General features: G+C 70.4%; 11 protein-coding genes and 2 pseudogenes. 6 read left to right on the top strand and 7 right to left on the bottom strand.

Annotated features, from left to right (window positions below; all coding sequences use genetic code 11):
• Nucleotides 1-448 precede the first annotated feature (448 nt).
• Both WS78_RS38265 and WS78_RS22295 read right to left on the bottom strand, forming a co-directional pair.
• The gene (locus WS78_RS38265) at nt 449-952 is read right to left on the bottom strand and encodes a type II toxin-antitoxin system Phd/YefM family antitoxin (protein ID WP_059575959.1); all 504 of its coding nucleotides are present in this window, start codon (nt 950-952) and stop codon (nt 449-451) included.
• 60 nt (nt 953-1,012) lie between these two features.
• Nucleotides 1,013-1,918 (bottom strand): LysR substrate-binding domain-containing protein, encoded by a 906-nt coding sequence (locus WS78_RS22295; protein WP_038752777.1) that lies wholly within the window; start codon nt 1,916-1,918, stop codon nt 1,013-1,015.
• Between the two features lie 171 nt (nt 1,919-2,089).
• On the opposite strand from WS78_RS22295, the gene WS78_RS22300 reads away from it, so the two are divergent.
• From WS78_RS22300 to amaB, 3 genes are all read left to right on the top strand, one after another.
• A complete protein-coding gene (locus WS78_RS22300) occupies nt 2,090-3,109 on the top strand; it encodes a DUF1338 domain-containing protein (RefSeq protein WP_059576464.1) in 1,020 nt (339 codons plus the stop codon).
• 54 nt (nt 3,110-3,163) lie between these two features.
• A complete protein-coding gene (locus WS78_RS22305) occupies nt 3,164-4,387 on the top strand; it encodes an aminotransferase-like domain-containing protein (RefSeq protein ID WP_038752774.1) in 1,224 nt (407 codons plus the stop codon).
• Nucleotides 4,388-4,511: 124 nt separating this feature from the next.
• The gene (gene amaB / locus WS78_RS22310; protein WP_038752772.1) at nt 4,512-6,023 is read left to right on the top strand and encodes an L-piperidine-6-carboxylate dehydrogenase; all 1,512 of its coding nucleotides are present in this window, start codon (nt 4,512-4,514) and stop codon (nt 6,021-6,023) included.
• Nucleotides 6,024-6,054: 31 nt separating this feature from the next.
• Here amaB and WS78_RS22315 read toward each other — a convergent pair.
• The 4 genes and pseudogenes from WS78_RS22315 to WS78_RS22335 form a co-directional block, all read right to left on the bottom strand.
• A pseudogene (locus WS78_RS22315) lies at nt 6,055-7,198 on the bottom strand (FAD:protein FMN transferase).
• Entirely contained in the window at nt 7,179-9,422 is a 2,244-nt protein-coding gene (locus tag WS78_RS22320; RefSeq protein ID WP_059575957.1) for a PepSY domain-containing protein, read from the bottom strand. The pseudogene WS78_RS22315 and the gene WS78_RS22320 overlap by 20 nt, the downstream one beginning before the upstream one ends.
• Before the next feature lie 21 nt (nt 9,423-9,443).
• Nucleotides 9,444-9,911 (bottom strand): DUF2271 domain-containing protein, encoded by a 468-nt coding sequence (locus tag WS78_RS22325; RefSeq protein ID WP_059575954.1) that lies wholly within the window; start codon nt 9,909-9,911, stop codon nt 9,444-9,446.
• Nucleotides 9,912-10,453: 542 nt separating this feature from the next.
• Nucleotides 10,454-10,897 (bottom strand): PepSY domain-containing protein, encoded by a 444-nt coding sequence (locus WS78_RS22335; RefSeq protein ID WP_059575949.1) that lies wholly within the window; start codon nt 10,895-10,897, stop codon nt 10,454-10,456.
• Nucleotides 10,898-11,040: 143 nt separating this feature from the next.
• Between WS78_RS22335 and WS78_RS22340 the strand changes: the two genes are divergently transcribed.
• On the top strand, nt 11,041-11,700 hold the full coding sequence (locus WS78_RS22340) for a response regulator (RefSeq protein WP_038752760.1): 660 nt from the start codon (nt 11,041-11,043) through the stop codon (nt 11,698-11,700).
• A 2-nt stretch (nt 11,701-11,702) separates the two neighbouring features.
• Entirely contained in the window at nt 11,703-13,067 is a 1,365-nt protein-coding gene (locus WS78_RS22345) for a sensor histidine kinase (protein WP_059575948.1), read from the top strand.
• A 375-nt stretch (nt 13,068-13,442) separates the two neighbouring features.
• Here WS78_RS22345 and WS78_RS22350 read toward each other — a convergent pair whose 3' ends face one another.
• Nucleotides 13,443-14,021, bottom strand: coding sequence for a hypothetical protein (locus tag WS78_RS22350; protein WP_059575945.1), 579 nt, complete (start codon nt 14,019-14,021; stop codon nt 13,443-13,445).
• Between the two features lie 950 nt (nt 14,022-14,971).
• On the opposite strand from WS78_RS22350, the pseudogene WS78_RS22365 reads away from it, so the two are divergent.
• Nucleotides 14,972-15,867: pseudogene (locus WS78_RS22365) on the top strand (GNAT family N-acetyltransferase).
• Nucleotides 15,868-15,988 lie beyond the last annotated feature (121 nt).

Here is a 15,988-nt window from a genome sequence, read left to right on the forward strand (position 1 = left end):
GGTCGGCTGTTTCAAGGTTTGCCTACTGCCTACTGCCGACTGCCGACTGCCGACTGCCGACTGCCGACTGCCGACTGCCGACTGCCGACTGCCGACTGCCTACTGCCTACTGCCTACTGCCTACTGCCTACTGCCTACTGCCTACTGCCTACTGCCTACTGCCTACTGCCTACTGCCTACTGCCTACTGCCCGATCGCTGACCGCTGACCGCTGACCGCTGACCATTGGCCGTGGCTGCTGGCCGCCGACCGTCCTTCGCCAGTCACAAATTGCCAATCGCCGACGTCGATGCGCATGTCATGTCAACGTTATCGTCAGTGCCGCTGCCGCTGCCGCTGCCGCTGCCGATGCCGATGCCGTCCGTCCAAACCCGACAGCCGAGCGTCGCCGATCGATTGCGAGGAGCAGTCGCCGGCCGCCGGCGGCGAACCCGTTCCGAGCTTGTTTTCAGCCGTCGTCCGCGGCGAGCGGGCGTTGTGCGGCGCACATCGGGCGCATGCCGCGGTCGGCGCGCGAATCGTCCGCATCGCGTGACGTGTCGGTGCGGCTTGCGGCGAACGACGCGCCGCCGCGGCCGTCCCGCGCCTCGACGATCGTGCGGCCGTCCGCATTGGCCGACGCGCATGCCGCCGCAACGCTCACGTCTCCGCCGCCCGCGCCGCCGTCCGCGTCATCGCACGCGTCGCTTCCGTTTCCGCCGCATATCCGTCCCGCATCGCCGCGTCCCGCGTCGCCGCGTTCCGCTTCGACGCGTCCCGCATCGTCGCGCTCCGCCCGATCGCGCTCGAGCCGATGATAGTGATCGAGCCGTCTTGCGTCGATCAGCGCGACGTACGCCGCGCCGTTCTTCGTGATGATCTTCGCGCCGCCGTCCCGCACCTCGTCCGCCAGCTCGGAGAAGCGGGCGCGGGCGATGGACAGCGGCACGATGTCGCCGATGCGTATGGTCATGGTCGATCTCGCGTGGCCGGCCCGCCGCCGGCCGATGAACGGATGAACAGGATGGTCGCGTCAGCTTATCGGCCGCGCCGGCGCGACGGAACCCAGCCATTCGGCCAACGCGACGAACGGTTCGCTGTTCGCGGCGGCGTCGGGCGCGACGAGGTAGTAGCCGGCGTCGCTCGGTAGTCGCAGGTCGAGCGGCGCGCAGAGGCGCCCCGATGCGAGCTCGTCGGCGACGAGCAGCGCCGGCATCAGCGCGACGCCCATTCCCGCGTGCGCGGCCGCCGTCAGCATCGTGAACAGCTCGTAGCGCGGCCCGCGCACCGCGCGCAGGTCGTTGTCGAGACCGTGCGCGCGAAACCAGTCGCGCCACGCATCCGCGCGCGTCGACAGGTGCAGGAGCGGCAAATCGAGCAGCGCGTCGCGGGTGATCGAGCCGTTCGCCGGCAGCAGCGCCGGACTGCAGACGGGCAGCATGTCGCCTTCGCGGAACAGCAGCCGCCCTTGCGTGCCGGGCCACAGCGCGTGGCCGAAGTAGATCGCCGCGTCGAACGCCGAATCGCTGAACAGGAACGGCTCGGTGCGCACCGACAGGTTCACCGTGATGTCGGGCCGCAGCGCGCGAAACTGGGGCAGGCGGGGGATCAGCCACTGGCTCGCGAACGTCGGCACGACCGCGAGCTCGAGCGTCGCGCCGATCCCGCGCTGCGCCATCAGCTCGAGCGTGTCGCGCTCGATCCGCTCGAGGTTGCGGCGCACGAGCCCCGCGTAGTGCCGGCCGTGCGGCGTCAGCACGACCCGCTTCTTGATCCGCAGGAACAATGCGACGCCGAGCCGCTCCTCCAGCGACGTGATCTGGCGGCTGACCGCGCTTTGCGTGAGCGCGAGCTCGTCGGCCGCGCGGGTGAAGCTTTCGTGGCGGGCCGCCGCTTCGAAGACCTGCAGCGCCGCGAGGTTCGGAATGCCTTTTCGCATCGACGGTCGAACGATCGGGAAATCGCGAGTTGGTGAGTTTTGAGAATGAACTGGTGAGTTTATATCAATTGCCGAGCGAATTTCGCGCACCGAAAATCGACCCCGATCATTACCGCGGGCCGCCCGATGCGCGGCCCGCCCCGCCACGACGCAAACCCACGGAAGAACCCGATGAACGCGAACCTCGCCGCCTTGCTCGCCACCGTTGCCGGTCAGCCGACCATCGGCGAGTTGATGCGCCTGATGCATGTGCCGGCTTGCCTCGAGCGCTGCGAGCCGGGCGTCGTCAGGCGCGCCGAGCTCGCGCAGGCGCTCAACATGGCGCTCTTCGCGGATCTGCTCGAACGGGTGCCGACGGGCCGCGCTTACACGCGCGACGTCGCGCGCGACGGCGGTCGCGTGACGTTCGATCACGGCGCGCTGCGCACCGTGCGCTGGCCGTCGTGCGGCGCGCTGCCGCCCGGCGAGGCGGCGTTCACGCGCATCCTGCGGCCGCTCGGCTATCGGCTGAACGGCACGTATCCGCTCGAGCGCCTGAAGATGACGGGCCGCTCGTACGCGCATCTCGACGCGCCCGACCAGATCGCGCAGTTCTTCGTGAGCGAGCTGCATCCGGAGCGCTTCAGCGCCGCGTTCCAGGCGGCCGCGACGAACGTGCTCGACACATCGGCCGACCCGCTGACGCCGCAGGCCGCAGCGACGCTCGGCGAGCTCGAGCGCGACGCGTCGCTGCCGCTCGCCGACGCGCAGGCGCTCATGCCGGTGCTCGTGCGCTGCTTCGATCGCCAGCACGCGACGCCGGCGCTCGCCGACTACGAAACGCTGCTCGCCGAATCGGCGGAGATGGCGTGGATCGCGACCGAGGGCAACGCGTTCAACCACGCGACCGACCGCGTGCCCGACGTCGATGCGCTCGCCGACGCACAACGCGCGCTCGGGCGGCCGATCAAGCCGGCCGTCGAGGTGTCGCGCTCGGGCCGCGTGCGGCAGACGGCGTTCCGCGCGGACCCGGTGACGCGCGCGTTCGTCGACGCGTCGGGCGCGCTCGTCGAGCGCGAGGTGCCGGGCTCGTTCTACGAATTCATCACGCGCGACGCGCTCGCCGACACCGAGACCGGCCGCCGCGCGCTCGACCTGAGCTTCGACGCGGGCAACGCGACCGGCATCTTCAAGATGACGGCCGCCGCCTGACGCGTTCTGCACCCGATTTGCCTTTCGCTCGACTTCCACCGCACCGGAGCCGCCATGACGCTCGCTGACGCCGCCGTCGACTATCCGTTCGCCGCGCCGTTCGCCGACCCGCAGGGCTCGCCGATCCGCGAGCTGTTCAAGCACGTCGGCAAGCCGGGGATGATCTCGTTCGCGGGCGGCTATCCGTCCGCCGATCTGTTCGACCGCGAAGGCATCGCGGCGGCGCTTGCGCAGGCGGCCCGCGACGATCCGCTCGCGTGCCTGCAGTACGGCGACACGGCGGGCCAGCCGGGCCTGCGCCGCGCGCTCGCCAACTGGATGGCGAGCGCGCGCGGCGTTCCGTGCGATGCCGCGCAGGTGCTCGTCACGACGGGCTCGCAGCAGGGCTTCGATCTGCTCGTGCGCACGCTGATCGAGCCGGGCGACGTCGCGCTCGTCGAGGCGCCCGCGTATCCGGCCGCGCTGCAGGCGCTGCGGCTCGCGGGCGCGAAGCTCGCGCCGGTGCGCACCGACGCCGACGGCGTCGATCCCGACGCGCTCGCCGCGCAGCTTGCCGCGTGGCCGGCGAACGAGCGCCGCCCGAAGCTGCTGTATACGGTGCCGACGTTCGCGAACCCGACCGGCGCGACGCTGCCGCCCGCACGCCGCGCGCGGCTCGCCGAGATCGCGGCCGGCGCGCGGCTCGTGCTCGTCGAGGACGATCCGTACGCGGACCTGCGTTTCTCCGGCGAGCCGGTGAAGCCGGTGCTCGCGCACGACGGCGCGAAGGACTGGACCGTCTATCTCGGCAGCCTGTCGAAGATCGTCGCGCCGGGCCTGCGGATCGGCTGGGCGGTCGCGCCCGCCGCGATCGCGCGCCGGATGACGGTCGCGAAGCAGACGAGCGACTTGTGCACCGCACCGATCGCGCAGGAGGCGATCCGGCGCTATCTGGAGAGCGGCCGGCTCGCGGCGCATTTGCGCACGATCGCGCAGACTTACGGCAGCCGTTGCCGCGCGCTCGTCAGCGCGCTCGCCCAATTCGTGCCGGACGACATCGAATGGCGCGAGCCGTCGGGCGGCATGTTCGTGTGGGCGCGCCTCGCGCGCGGCCGCGACGCGGCGGAGCTGCTCAAGCGCGCGCTCGAGCACAACGTGATGTACGTGCCGGGCGCGGCGTTCTACGCGCGCGACGCGGATGCGAGCAGCCTGCGGCTGTCGTTCGCCGCGCCGGGCGAGGCGGAGATCTTCGAGGGCGTGCGCCGGCTGCGCGCGGCGCTCGCGGCGGGCCGGTGTTAGCGTGAACAGGCCCTCGACCGAACGGCCGGCCCGCTTGCATGCGGCGCGCGAACGCGGTCCAATCGATCCATTCACGGCGGCGACGCCGCACCGATCAACCTGATTCTGTTCTAAAGAGGAAGCGATGCAATTCAACGACATTCTCGCCGCGCTCGACGTCGATCTGGCCCGCTGGCAGGGCAATGCGCTGACCGCCCGGTCGCCCGTGGACGGCGCGACGCTCGCGACGCTCGCCGCCGACAGCCCGGCCGAAACCGGGCGCAAGATCGACGCCGCGCATCAAGCGTTCCTCAAGTGGCGCACGGTGCCCGCGCCCGTGCGCGGCGAGCTCGTGCGCGTGTTCGGCAACGTGCTGCGCGAGCACAAGGCGGCGCTCGGCCGGCTCGTCACGCTCGAGGCGGGCAAGATCGCGTCCGAGGGCCTGGGCGAAGTGCAGGAGATGATCGACATCTGCGATTTCGCGGTTGGCTTGTCGCGGCAGCTCTACGGCCTGACGATCGCGTCCGAGCGTCCCGGCCACCGGATGATGGAGACGTGGCATCCGCTCGGCGTGTGCGGCGTGATTTCCGCGTTCAATTTCCCGGTCGCCGTGTGGTCGTGGAACGCGGCGCTCGCGTTCGTTTGCGGCGATCCGGTCGTCTGGAAGCCGTCCGAGAAGACGCCGCTCACCGCGATCGCGTGCCACACGCTGTTCGCGAAGGCGGTGCGCGAATTCGGCAAGACGCATCCGGGCGTCGTGCCCGACGGGTTGCATCAGCTCGTGCTCGGCGGCCGCGACGTCGGCGAGGTGCTGGCCGCCTCGCCGAAGGTGCCGCTCGTGTCCGCGACGGGCAGCGTGCGGATGGGAACCGAAGTCGCGCAGGTGCTGAGCCGGCGTCTCGCGCGCAGCATCCTCGAGCTCGGCGGCAACAACGGGATGATCGTCGCGCCGAGCGCGGATCTCGATCTGGTCGTGCGCGCGGTCACGTTCGCCGCGGTCGGCACCGCGGGCCAGCGCTGCACGACGCTGCGCCGGCTGATCGTGCATCGCGACGTCGCCGACCGGCTGCTGCCGCGTCTCGAGAAGGCGTTCGCGTCGGTGAGGGTCGGCGATCCGCTCGAGACGGGCACGCTGGTCGGCCCGCTGATCGACCGCGCGGCGTTCGACGCGATGCAAAAGGCGCTTGCCGACGCGCGCGAGCAGGGCGGCGAAGTGAAGGGCGGCGAGCGAGTTGATCTCGGCCGTGATGACGCGTACTACGTGCGCCCGGCGCTCGTGCGGATGCCCGGGCAGGCGGCCGTCGTCGCGCGCGAGACGTTCGCGCCGATTCTCTACGTGCTCGTCTACGACGATTTCGACGATGCGCTCGCGATCCACAACGGCGTGCCGCAAGGGCTGTCGTCGGCGATCTTCACGAACGACATGCGCGAGGCCGAGCAGTTCATGTCGGCGGCGGGCAGCGATTGCGGGATCGTGAACGTGAACATCGGCACGAGCGGCGCGGAGATCGGCGGCGCGTTCGGCGGCGAGAAGGAGACGGGCGGCGGCCGCGAATCGGGCTCCGACGCGTGGAAGAGCTACATGCGCCGCGCGACGAACACGATCAACTACAGCCGCGAATTGCCGCTCGCGCAGGGCGTGAAGTTCGACGTGTAAGCGGGGCGCGCCGTTGGCGGCGCGCGCACGGTCAAACGGCCGGCTGCGCGTTCGCGAAAGCGCCGCAGCCGATCGTGCGCAGCGCGTCGCCGGCGCGCACGACGAAGAGTGCGTCGAGCCCGTGGCGTTCGGCGTGCGCGTATCCCGCTCGTTCGCCGAGCACCATCAGCGCGGTCGCGTACGCGTCCGCGTCGGCACAGGTCGCGGCGATCACCGTCACTGAAGCGATGCCGCTGCGCAGCGGCGCGCCGGTGCGCGGGTCCATCGTATGCGAGATGCGCGCGCCGCCGACGTCGGCCCAATGCCGGTAGTCGCCCGATGTCGCGACGGCCGCGTCGGCGAGCTCGATCACGCCCATCGCGCCGCGTCGCGCGTAGTCGGGCGCTTCGAGCGCGATCGACCACGGCGAGCCGTCCGGCTTGCGTCCGCGCGCGCAACTCGCCGTCGATGCCGACGAGCCACGCGCCGATGCCGTGGCGGTCGAGCACTCGCGCGAGTTCGTCGACGCCGAAGCCCTTCGCGATCCCGCACAGGTCGAATGCGGCGTTCGCGAGCCTGCGTGCGCGGCGGCGTGCGACGTCGACTTCGAGCAGTTCGTCGATCGGGCGGCACGGCGACGCGCGGCGCGCGCTCGATGCGCGCCGCGTATCGGGCGCATCGAGCGCGTTGAGCGTATCGAGAGCATCGAGCGCGTTAGGCACATTAGGCACGTTAGGCCGGTTAGGGCTATTAGGCCCGTCAAGCCCGTCAAGCCCATCAGGCCCATCAGGCCCACGCGTCGCATCGGCCAAATCCGCACACCGCTCGCCCGCCGGCGCTCCCGGCCCGAATCCCCACGCGTCGACGAGCGAGCCGACGCCGATATTGAACGCGTTGCCCGTCTCGCGACCGATTTCCTGCGCGCGCGCGAGCACCGCGGCGAGGTTCGCGGAAACCGGCATCCAGCATCGGGGCGCCGCGCGATTGAGCCGCGACAGATCGGAGTCGGCTTTCCAGTTCGACATCTGTTCGTCGACCGCGCGCACCGCCGCGTCGAGTTCGGCGGCGATCGCCTTCGCGTCGGCCGGCGGCGGCGCATAGAACTGCGCGTCGTAGCGCGTGCCCATCGTCGCGCCGCTCGCGCGGCAGCGATTCAGCCGCGCGCCGGGCGACCATTCAATAGACGTCTTCGACATAGCGCCCCTGCATTCTCAATTGCGCGACGGACAAGCCCGAGCCCGACAGGATGCGTTCCCACGCGTGCGCGACGCCGTCGGCCATCGAGCGGCCGCCGCACACCATGATTTGCGCGCCGTGCGCGACGAGATCGCGCAACGTGCGCGCGTCGGCGACAAGCCGGTCCTGCACGTAGGCCCGGCGCTCCGCGCGCGAGAACGCGGTCGTCAGCGCGTGCAGCCGGCGGTCGCGCACGAGGCTGGCGAGTTCGTCGCGATAGAGAAAGCCGTCGCCCGCGTTGCGCGCGCCGAAATACAGATGCATTGGGCGGCGCGCCGCATTGTGCCGAATGAAGCCGATCAGCGGGCCGATGCCGGTGCCCGCGCCGATCAGGATCACGGGCGCGTCTCCCGTGGCCGGCCGGAAGCGCGCGTGTGCGCGGATGAACGCGTCGATCGTGTCGCCCGGGCGCAGGGCGGTCAGGTAGGTCGAGCACGCGCCGTTCGGATGGCGGCGCACGCAGATCTCGACGACGCCGTCCGACGATGCGCTCGCGAGCGAGTAGTAGCGCGGCGACGCGCCGCCCGGCGGCACGACGCCGAGGAGATCGCCGGTCTCGAACGGCGGCAGCCGCCGTGTTGCGAACGCGGCCCATGGCGCGGTCGTGCGCGCGGTGCGTTCGGCGGGGGCGAAGCGCAACACTGACGTCACGGCCTGCGGGTCCGAGCCGTAGTCGTCGCGCGCGACGAGCGTGAGCGGCATCGTGCGCGGCGGCGTCGGCGTGTAGCGGATGTCGAGCGCAAGCCCGAGCGCCTCTTCGCCGAGCCGCGCGCACCACGCGCGGAATTCGTGCTCGGACTGCCGATCGACGGTTCCGAGATCGAGCAACGGCATCAGCCCTTTCGCGACGAGCGCGTCGTGGACGCTTCGCGCGTAGCCGCAAAACCGCGGAAACTGGCGGTTGCCGAAGCCGAGCACCGCGAATGACACGTCTTGCGTCAGCGGCAGCCGCGCGAGCTTCGACAGGAACTGTTGCGCGCCGTCCGGCGCGTCGCCGTCGCCGTAGGTCGCGGTCAGCACGATGAAGCGCCGGGCCCGGCGATAGTCGCGGGCGACGTCGTTCATCGGCGCGACATGCACGCGCAGGCCTGCTTGCGTGAGCGCCGCGTGCAGCGCGGATGCGTTGCCCCACGTGCTGTTGCCTTCGCTGCCGACGAGCAGCACGGTGTCCGCTTCGCGCGCCGACGCGTTGCCCGCGAGCCTCGGCCGCGCGCGTCGCCGGCGCGCCCACAGCATGACGCCCGTCACCGCGAGGAGCGGCGCCGACAGCGACGCCGCGCCCAGCGCCAGGCCGAGCCACCACAATCCTTCGCCCGTGTGCAGCATTTTCACGGCGGCATGCAGGCGCTGCCAGCGGTCGGCGGCGCGGTAGGCGAGCGAAGCGCCCGTCGACGGATCGACGACGCCGGCGCCGTTCGTCGTCTTCAGCTCGATCACGCCGCCGCCCGGCTCGTCCGGCGCGGGGAACGTCAGTTGGCGCAGCGTCGACGTGTCGATCGCGCGCAGCGCGGGCATTTGCTCGACGGGCATCGGCGCCGCCGCGTGCGCCGCCATGCTCGCTTGCGCATCGAACGCCGAGGCCGACGCGCCGCGCTCGGGAATCACGCCGAACGTCGTCAGCGACAGCGCGAGCCCCGTGAGCGCCGACAGCGTGAGCCCGGCGAGCGCGACGCGCGCAGTCTCGTTGTGCAGCCGCTGCAGCCCGTCGCCGCCGATCCGGCCGAACAGTCGCCGCCAGCCGCCCATCCGGCGCGCGAGCAGCGCGAGCCCGGACAGCGCGACGAACAGCATCGCGGCGGCGGTCGCGCCCGTCGCGATCCGGCCCGCGTCGCCGAGAAAGAGCTTGCGGTGCAAATTCGTCAGCCAGCGCACGGCGGGCGACGGCCGAAAGTCGGCGACCGGCCGGCCCGTCGAGGGATCGACGATCGACGCGCGCGGCTCGTCGGCGGCCGCGTAGTAGGCGACGATCTGGCCCGACGGCCGCCGCACGAGCTTTTCGACGCCGGGCACTTGCGCGCGCACGCGGCCGGCGAGCGTCGCGACGTCGAGCGGCGCGTGCGGCGTGCCGGCGACTGTCGCGCGCTCGAGCGCGGGCTGGATCGACAGCGCCGCGCCCGTCAGCGTGACGACGATCACCAGCACGGCGGCGATCAGTCCGGGAATCGAATGAAGCTTGCGCAGCATGGAACGCCTCTTGTCCTCGTGTTAAAGCGAATAGCGGAACGACTTCACGTAGCCGCGGCCCTTGACCGCCTTGCCGGCGCTCGCCGCGGTCAGCGGCACGACGACTTCCGACGGGTTCTCGTTCATGTCCTCGACCGCGGTGTCGATGTGGATTTCGCAGCCGGCGTCGAGCAGCGCGTCGGCCACGTCGAGCGTCGCGCGCAGCGTCTTGCCCGCGCCGACGCTCGCGCCCGTGATGCCGTCGAGCCGCTGCGAGCCGCCCGTCGCGCGATACCAGTCGCGCAGATGCCGGTAGTACTTCGTCTGGCGGCCGGCCATCCACAGCGCGCCCTGGTAGCGGCCCGCGCGATCGGTGACGTACAGGACGACGTACGCGCCGTCGCCGCCGTAGTCGGCAAGCTGCGTCTCGAACGTGACCTCGCGCGCGGAGGCGAGCGACGGCGCGGCGAGCGCGCCTGCGAGCGCCGCGATCGGCAATGCGTGTTTCATCTGGGTTCTCCTGGTATCGGTGAGGATGGCGGCGCGGACCGCATCGAGCCGGGTGTCGCGTGTCGTCCGGGCGCCGGAAGGGCGGTGGCGGCGGGGGAATGTCGGCGTCGCGATCGGCGCGGCGGCGGACGCCGTATCGTCGGCTCGCAAGCGTCGCAAGCCGGGCGAGTCACTCGCGCCGCTTACGCCGCCCGCGCCGTGACCGCCGGAACTCCGCCCGTGCCGCGACCTTTCGCCGCTGCTTCGCGATCGCGCCGATCGTGCTGATCGTGCCGATCGTGCCGATCGCGCGCCGGCAGCCACGCGAGGCCGCACGCGGCCGCGCCGGAGGCCGCCATGTCGCGGGCGGGCATTCGGCAATCGGTCATGGGCGGGAAGGTCGACACGGCCATGGACTCAGCCATCAAATTCAGCGAACGACGCGGCCATCGACTCAGCCATCAATTCAGCGATCGATGCCGCCATCGACGCGCCCATCGCATCGCCGGCTGCGCCAAACAATGCAGCGCGGCAACCCGGCGGCGCCGCGCGACCAGCCGCCTTCAGCGAATCTGCACGTCGGGCTTCGAGCCCGGCTTCAGCGCGCCGCCCGCGGGCGCGCCCGTCGCCGGCCCGCCCGCCGGGGCTTGCGCGCGCGGCGCGCGGCCATGGTCGTCGTCATCGTCGTGGTCGTGCTTGCGGTCGCCCTCGCGCTTCATCCGCACGACGTCGAGCGTCACCGGATCGAGCTTCGCCTTGAAGCGCTTGCCGTCGGCGTCGTGGCCCTTGATTTCGTAGCAGCCGTCGTCGGCCTTCAGCTTGTCGACGCGCCAGCCTTTGTGCTGCGCCATCGCGCGCACTGCGTCGCGCGGCTTCCAGTCGGCGAGCGGCGCGTGGCAGTCGTCGCCGTCGTCCGCCATCGCCGCGCGGATGCCGAGCGCGCTTGCGAGCACGAGCGACGCGAGCGAAACGAGCGTCACGCCCTTGATCAGTCGCGAGGTTTTCATTGCGTGATATCTCCTGTTCGGATCGTCGGGCTCTACAATGCGCTCGGCACCTGAAGCGAAGCTTGCGGGCGCGAAAAAGTTTCTTCATGTTCGCTTCAGGTTCGCATGGCAGAGTCGCGCCACTCATTCATCAGGACACGCGCATGAGAGTGCTTCTCGTCGAAGACGACCCGTGGCTCGGAGAGGCCGTCCGCGACCAGATCGAGAAAGACGGGCATCCGGCCGATTTCGTCGGCAGCCTCGCCGACGCGCGCCGGCACGTCGCGGTCGCGACCTACGATCTGATCCTGCTCGATCTGCTGCTGCCCGACGGCCGCGGGCTCGACTTCCTGCGCGAGCTGCGCGCGGGCGGATCGACGGTGCCCGTCATCATCCTGACCGCGCTCGATCAGGTCGCGAACCGGATCGCCGGGCTGAACGCCGGCGCGGACGACTATCTGGTGAAGCCGTTCGATCTGTCCGAGCTGTCCGCGCGCGTGAGCGCGGTCGCGCGCCGCTATGCGGGCAATCCGAATCCGCTCGTGAAGCTCGGCGAGCTCGCGATCGACACCGCCGCGCGCAGCGTGAAGCGCGGCGATGCGCGAGTCGACCTGACCGCGAGCGAATGGGCGCTTCTCGAAACGCTGCTCCAGCATCCCGGGATGATCCTGTCGAAGCCGCGGCTCGAGGAGCGTCTGTATTCGTTCAGCGACGAAGTGGAGAGCAACACGATCGAGGTGCACGTGAGCCGCCTGCGCAAGAAGCTCGGCGCCGACGTGATCGAGACCGTGCGCGGCCTCGGCTACCGGCTGAGGCGGGACTAGCGATGCTGCGCAGTCTGCAGGGGCGGCTCGCGGCGGCGCTCGTGGCTGGCTTCGTCGTGCTGTCGCTCGCGGCCGGGACGGCCGCGTTCTACGTGTTGCGCGACGAGGTCGAGCGGATGTCCGACAGCGCGCTGCAGGAGACCGCGCAGCGGCTGCTGCCGCTCGCCGTGATGGACATCGTCGGGCGCGATTCGGACGGCGACGACGGCGAGGGCGCGAGCGGGGGCCGCATCGCGGCGGTCCGCCCGCACGACGAGCTGCTGACGTACGTCGTGCGCGACGAGACCGGCAAGACGCTGCTGCGCTCGCACGATGCCGACGCGTCGATTTTTCCGATGGACATGAAGGCGGGCTTCCGGCGCACCGCGACGCATCGGATCTACGCGGAGACGGTGCTGCAGGGCACGGTCACGCTGTTGATCGCGCAGCCGCTCACGATGCGCCGGCAAGCGCAAGTGCAGGCCGCGATCGCGGTCGTGCGGCCGCTCGCGTTGTTCCTGCCCGCCGGCCTGTTCGGAATCTGGCTGATCGTGCGCTCCGGCTTGAAGCCGATCCGGCGCTTTTGCGACGCGATCGCCGCGCGCGGCCGCAACGATCTGACGCCGCTCGACAAGGGCGGGCTGCCGAGCGAGATCGCGCCCGTGGCCGATGCGGTCACCGAGCTGATGGCGCGCCTCGATCGCGCGCTCGCCGCCGAGCGCAGCTTCACCGCGAACAGCGCGCACGAGTTGCGCACGCCGATCGCCGCGGCGCTCGCGCAGACGCAGCGCCTGATCGTCGAAGTGCCGAGCGAGCCGTTGCGCGAGCGCGCGGAGCGGGTCGAGGGCGCGCTGCATACGCTGTCGCGGGTCAGCGAGCAGTTGATGCAGCTCGCGAAGGCCGAGGACGGGCGCGTGCTCGCGGACACGCCGCAGGATTTGCGGCCGGTGCTGTCGCTCGTCGTCGACGATTTCCGGCGCGTCGCGCGCGATCGCGCGATCGCGCTCGATCTGCCCGACGCGGCCGTGACGTCGCGGATCGATCCGGACGCGTTCGCGATCGTCGTGCGCAATCTGGTCGAGAATGCGCTCAAGCACGGCGCGGCGGCGGAGCCGGTGCAGGTCGCGCTGTCGGCGGCGGGCGCGCTCAGCGTGACGAACCGCGGGCCGGCGCTGCCGGCGCGCGAGATCGAACGTCTGACGAAGCCGTTCGAGCGCGGCGCGACGACGGCGAAGGGCAGCGGGCTCGGACTCGCGATCGTCGATGCGATCGCGAAAGGGGCGGGCGCGTCGTTCACGCTGCGCTCGCCGGCGCCGGGCGGCGCGGACGGGGTTCAGGCGGTGGTCGAAGGGTTGGCGCTCGGCGGCGATCGGGCGCGGGGCGCGTGAGATTGCAATGGACGCGCCCGCCGCGGGTTTCTCGATCGCGGCGAGCGCTGCGCTCTCGATCGCCGCGCGCGCCGCGCGTGAAGCTCGACGTTTGAGCGGCGGGCGCGGTCGCCCGTACGGGGCGCGCCCGCGGCCCGCTTGCGCGCCCGTCCGAAGAAAAGGCTCGGAATCCATCCCGAGCCTTTTCCTGTCGCGATTCCGGCGCCGCGCCCGATCAGATCGCCGGCGATCGCGGCCGCCCGTGTCGGGCCGCCGCGTGGGTTCGGCGCGCGTTCGCCGGGGTCGCGGCCCGATAGCGGGCGCTCAAGGCATCGCGTGTTTCGTCGAGACGGGCGCTCGGCGCGCGAGCGGATCGGCAAATGATCGCGCGGGGCGTCAGAACCAGCCGGATATCCAACCCGTGATTCCGTTGAACGTACTCTTGATGCTGTCCCACGCGTTTTTGAGCCATGCGACGACGTCTCTTACGACTCCCACGATGAAATCTGCAATCTTATTGAAAAGATCGTTGAAGAAATTACCGATCTTGTCTATCAAGACGACAATGGGCTGCTGAAGATCGGGGTGTTCCAATCCGATTTTTATCGCCGTATCGAAAATCTTGTCGATTCTCGCGTTGGAATCCTCCTTCGCCTTTTTTCTCTGTTCTTCCATCTTCTTTTTGAATTCTTCGACGGACGTGGGGGACGCTCCCGCGCTCTTCAGCGCTTCGGTTGCGCCGACGATGCCGGTCTCGATTCCGCTCGCTTCTTCCTGTCCGGATGCTTGGGCGTCGATCTGCAGCCCCTTCAGCAAGTCGTTTTCCTGCGCCGAAAGCTTGACGGAAGACGCCTGCGCGGCGGTGAAATAAGCGGCGAGTTGCTGCGAGGCGGCATAGCGACGCGGCGACGCTTGGCCGACAGAGGATTTGTAATGCGCACGCATTTCCTCCAGGACATCGACAAATTGGCTCATTTCGTGGCTCCTCGGAAAAGCACGGATTGAATTTGATAGCGAGAGCCGTGCCGATTATCTCTCGTCTAAAGAGTAGGATTTATTCATCGGCGAATACCTACCATTTTTGTTAGCTTGACATTTTCAGGCTTGGGTATTTTCCGACGGCGGCGGGCGGCATGTTCCGCTCCGCGCATGCGCGCTTCGGATGCCGGTTCCGCACGGTGTCGCCGTCGTCCGGGGCGAGCCGCACGGTGAGCGCGGCATGCAATCGAGCCGGCGCGCGGACCGCGCCGGGCAGGGGCGCGGCTTGCATCAAAGCCCTGGCTCGGCGGCCCTGTTGCATCGGATGCCGGCAGGGGGCGGCGCCGGCGCGCTGCCGGCCGCTTACGCGGCGGTCCGCGCCGCCGTCGACCCCCGCACGATCTTGAACGACCGGCTTGAACGACCGGAGTCGCACGGGCCGCGCACTTGTGTGCAAGCGTCGCCGATCACACGGCGCTTGCGGTATGCCGGGCGGCATTCGCCGGGCATCGAGTGAGGCCCATCGGCGGGCGGTCAGCGCGCTTCGAATCCCGAATCCCGAATCCCGAATCCCGAATCCCGAATCCCGAATCCCGAATCCCGGGGCTCGCGCTTCGAGCCCCGCGGCGCATGCGCGCTTCGAATTCGACGACATGCAATGTCGCGCCCCGACGCCGTTCGTGTCGCGCTGCGATGCTTCGCAATTCGCGTCGCGCGCGGCGTTCCGGCGACTGGAGCGGCATCCCGGTTTCCCGCGTGCCCGCGTCGGTCGAGACCGCGCGAGCGATGCATTGCGTGGACAATGGGCCGATTCTGCGATTCTGCGACGCGCCGATGCGCCGATGCGCCGATGCGCCGATGCGCCGACGCGCCGACGCGCCGACGCGCCGATTCGCCGATTCGCCGGGCGGCGCGGGACGATCGAGTCGCGTCATTCGCGACGTTCGATGCGGCACGCCCCGTCGACGTCTTTTACAATCGAATCCGCCGTCGCGGCGCCGGGCACGGATGTCGATCCGGGATCGACGCGCAGGCCTCGGGCCTCGGGCTTCAGGCTTCTGGCTTCGGCGCCGATCGGCGACCCATTCATCGTTTCGGGAAACATTCCGTGAGTGACAACGCATACACCAACGAATTCGGCCAGCCGATCGGCGCGCCGGTGCCCGGCTGGCAGCCGCGTCCCGCGCCGCCGCGCACGCCGATGCAGGGCCGGTTCTGCCGGATCGAGCCGGTCGACGCGAGCCGGCACGCGGACGATCTCTACGCGGCATACGCATTGGCCGCCGACGGCCGTGACTGGACGTACATGAGCGCCGGCCCGTTCGCCGACGCCGCGAGCTACCGCGCGTATCTGGCGAAGGCGGCCGAAACCGACGATCCGCTGCATCACGCGATCGTCGATCTCGCGACGGGCAAGGCGGTCGGCACCTGCGCGCTGATGCGGACCGACCGGGCGAACGGCGTGATCGAGGTCGGCTTCGTCGCGTATTCGCCGCTGCTGCAGAAGACGTGCGCGGGCACCGAAGCGATGTTCCTGCTGATGCAGCGCGTGTTCGACGAGCTCGGCTATCGCCGCTTCGAATGGAAATGCGACAGCCTCAACGCGCCGTCGCGCGCGGCGGCGCTCCGCTACGGCTTCGCGTACGAGGGGCTGTTTCGGCAGGCCGTCGTCTACAAGGGCCGGTCGCGCGACACCGCGTGGTATTCGATCGTCGACCGCGAATGGCCGGCGTTGCGCTCGGCGTTCGGGCAGTGGCTCGCCGCCGGGAATTTCGACGAGCGGGGCCGTCAGCGGCAGCCGCTGGCGACGCTGATCGCGGCGGCGCGCGGCGGCGCCGCGTGACGAAAAGGGGCGCGGCGCGCCCCTCGCCGTTCTTCCCGGCGGCCGTGCGCCCGGTAAAATGTCCGAAACGCCAACGGCCGCCCGCGGCCGTGATTCGACAACGACGACATTCGGAGACACC

This window comes from Burkholderia savannae, assembly GCF_001524445.2.
In the GTDB taxonomy this organism is placed as follows: domain Bacteria; phylum Pseudomonadota; class Gammaproteobacteria; order Burkholderiales; family Burkholderiaceae; genus Burkholderia; species Burkholderia savannae.

Excerpts from the sequence above, each read along its gene's own strand:
- WS78_RS22300 (WP_059576464.1), top strand. The coding sequence starts at position 2,090 with ATGAACGCGAACCTCGCCGCCTTGCTCGCCACCGTTGCCGGTCAGCCG.
- WS78_RS22305 (WP_038752774.1), top strand. The coding sequence starts at position 3,164 with ATGACGCTCGCTGACGCCGCCGTCGACTATCCGTTCGCCGCGCCGTTC.
- WS78_RS22350 (WP_059575945.1), bottom strand. The coding sequence starts at position 14,021 with ATGAGCCAATTTGTCGATGTCCTGGAGGAAATGCGTGCGCATTACAAA.
- WS78_RS22295 (WP_038752777.1), bottom strand. The coding sequence starts at position 1,918 with ATGCGAAAAGGCATTCCGAACCTCGCGGCGCTGCAGGTCTTCGAAGCG.
- WS78_RS22335 (WP_059575949.1), bottom strand. The coding sequence starts at position 10,897 with ATGAAAACCTCGCGACTGATCAAGGGCGTGACGCTCGTTTCGCTCGCG.
- amaB (WP_038752772.1), top strand. The coding sequence starts at position 4,512 with ATGCAATTCAACGACATTCTCGCCGCGCTCGACGTCGATCTGGCCCGC.
- WS78_RS22345 (WP_059575948.1), top strand. The coding sequence starts at position 11,703 with ATGCTGCGCAGTCTGCAGGGGCGGCTCGCGGCGGCGCTCGTGGCTGGC.
- WS78_RS38265 (WP_059575959.1), bottom strand. The coding sequence starts at position 952 with ATGACCATACGCATCGGCGACATCGTGCCGCTGTCCATCGCCCGCGCC.
- WS78_RS22340 (WP_038752760.1), top strand. The coding sequence starts at position 11,041 with ATGAGAGTGCTTCTCGTCGAAGACGACCCGTGGCTCGGAGAGGCCGTC.
- WS78_RS22325 (WP_059575954.1), bottom strand. The coding sequence starts at position 9,911 with ATGAAACACGCATTGCCGATCGCGGCGCTCGCAGGCGCGCTCGCCGCG.
- WS78_RS22320 (WP_059575957.1), bottom strand. The coding sequence starts at position 9,422 with ATGCTGCGCAAGCTTCATTCGATTCCCGGACTGATCGCCGCCGTGCTG.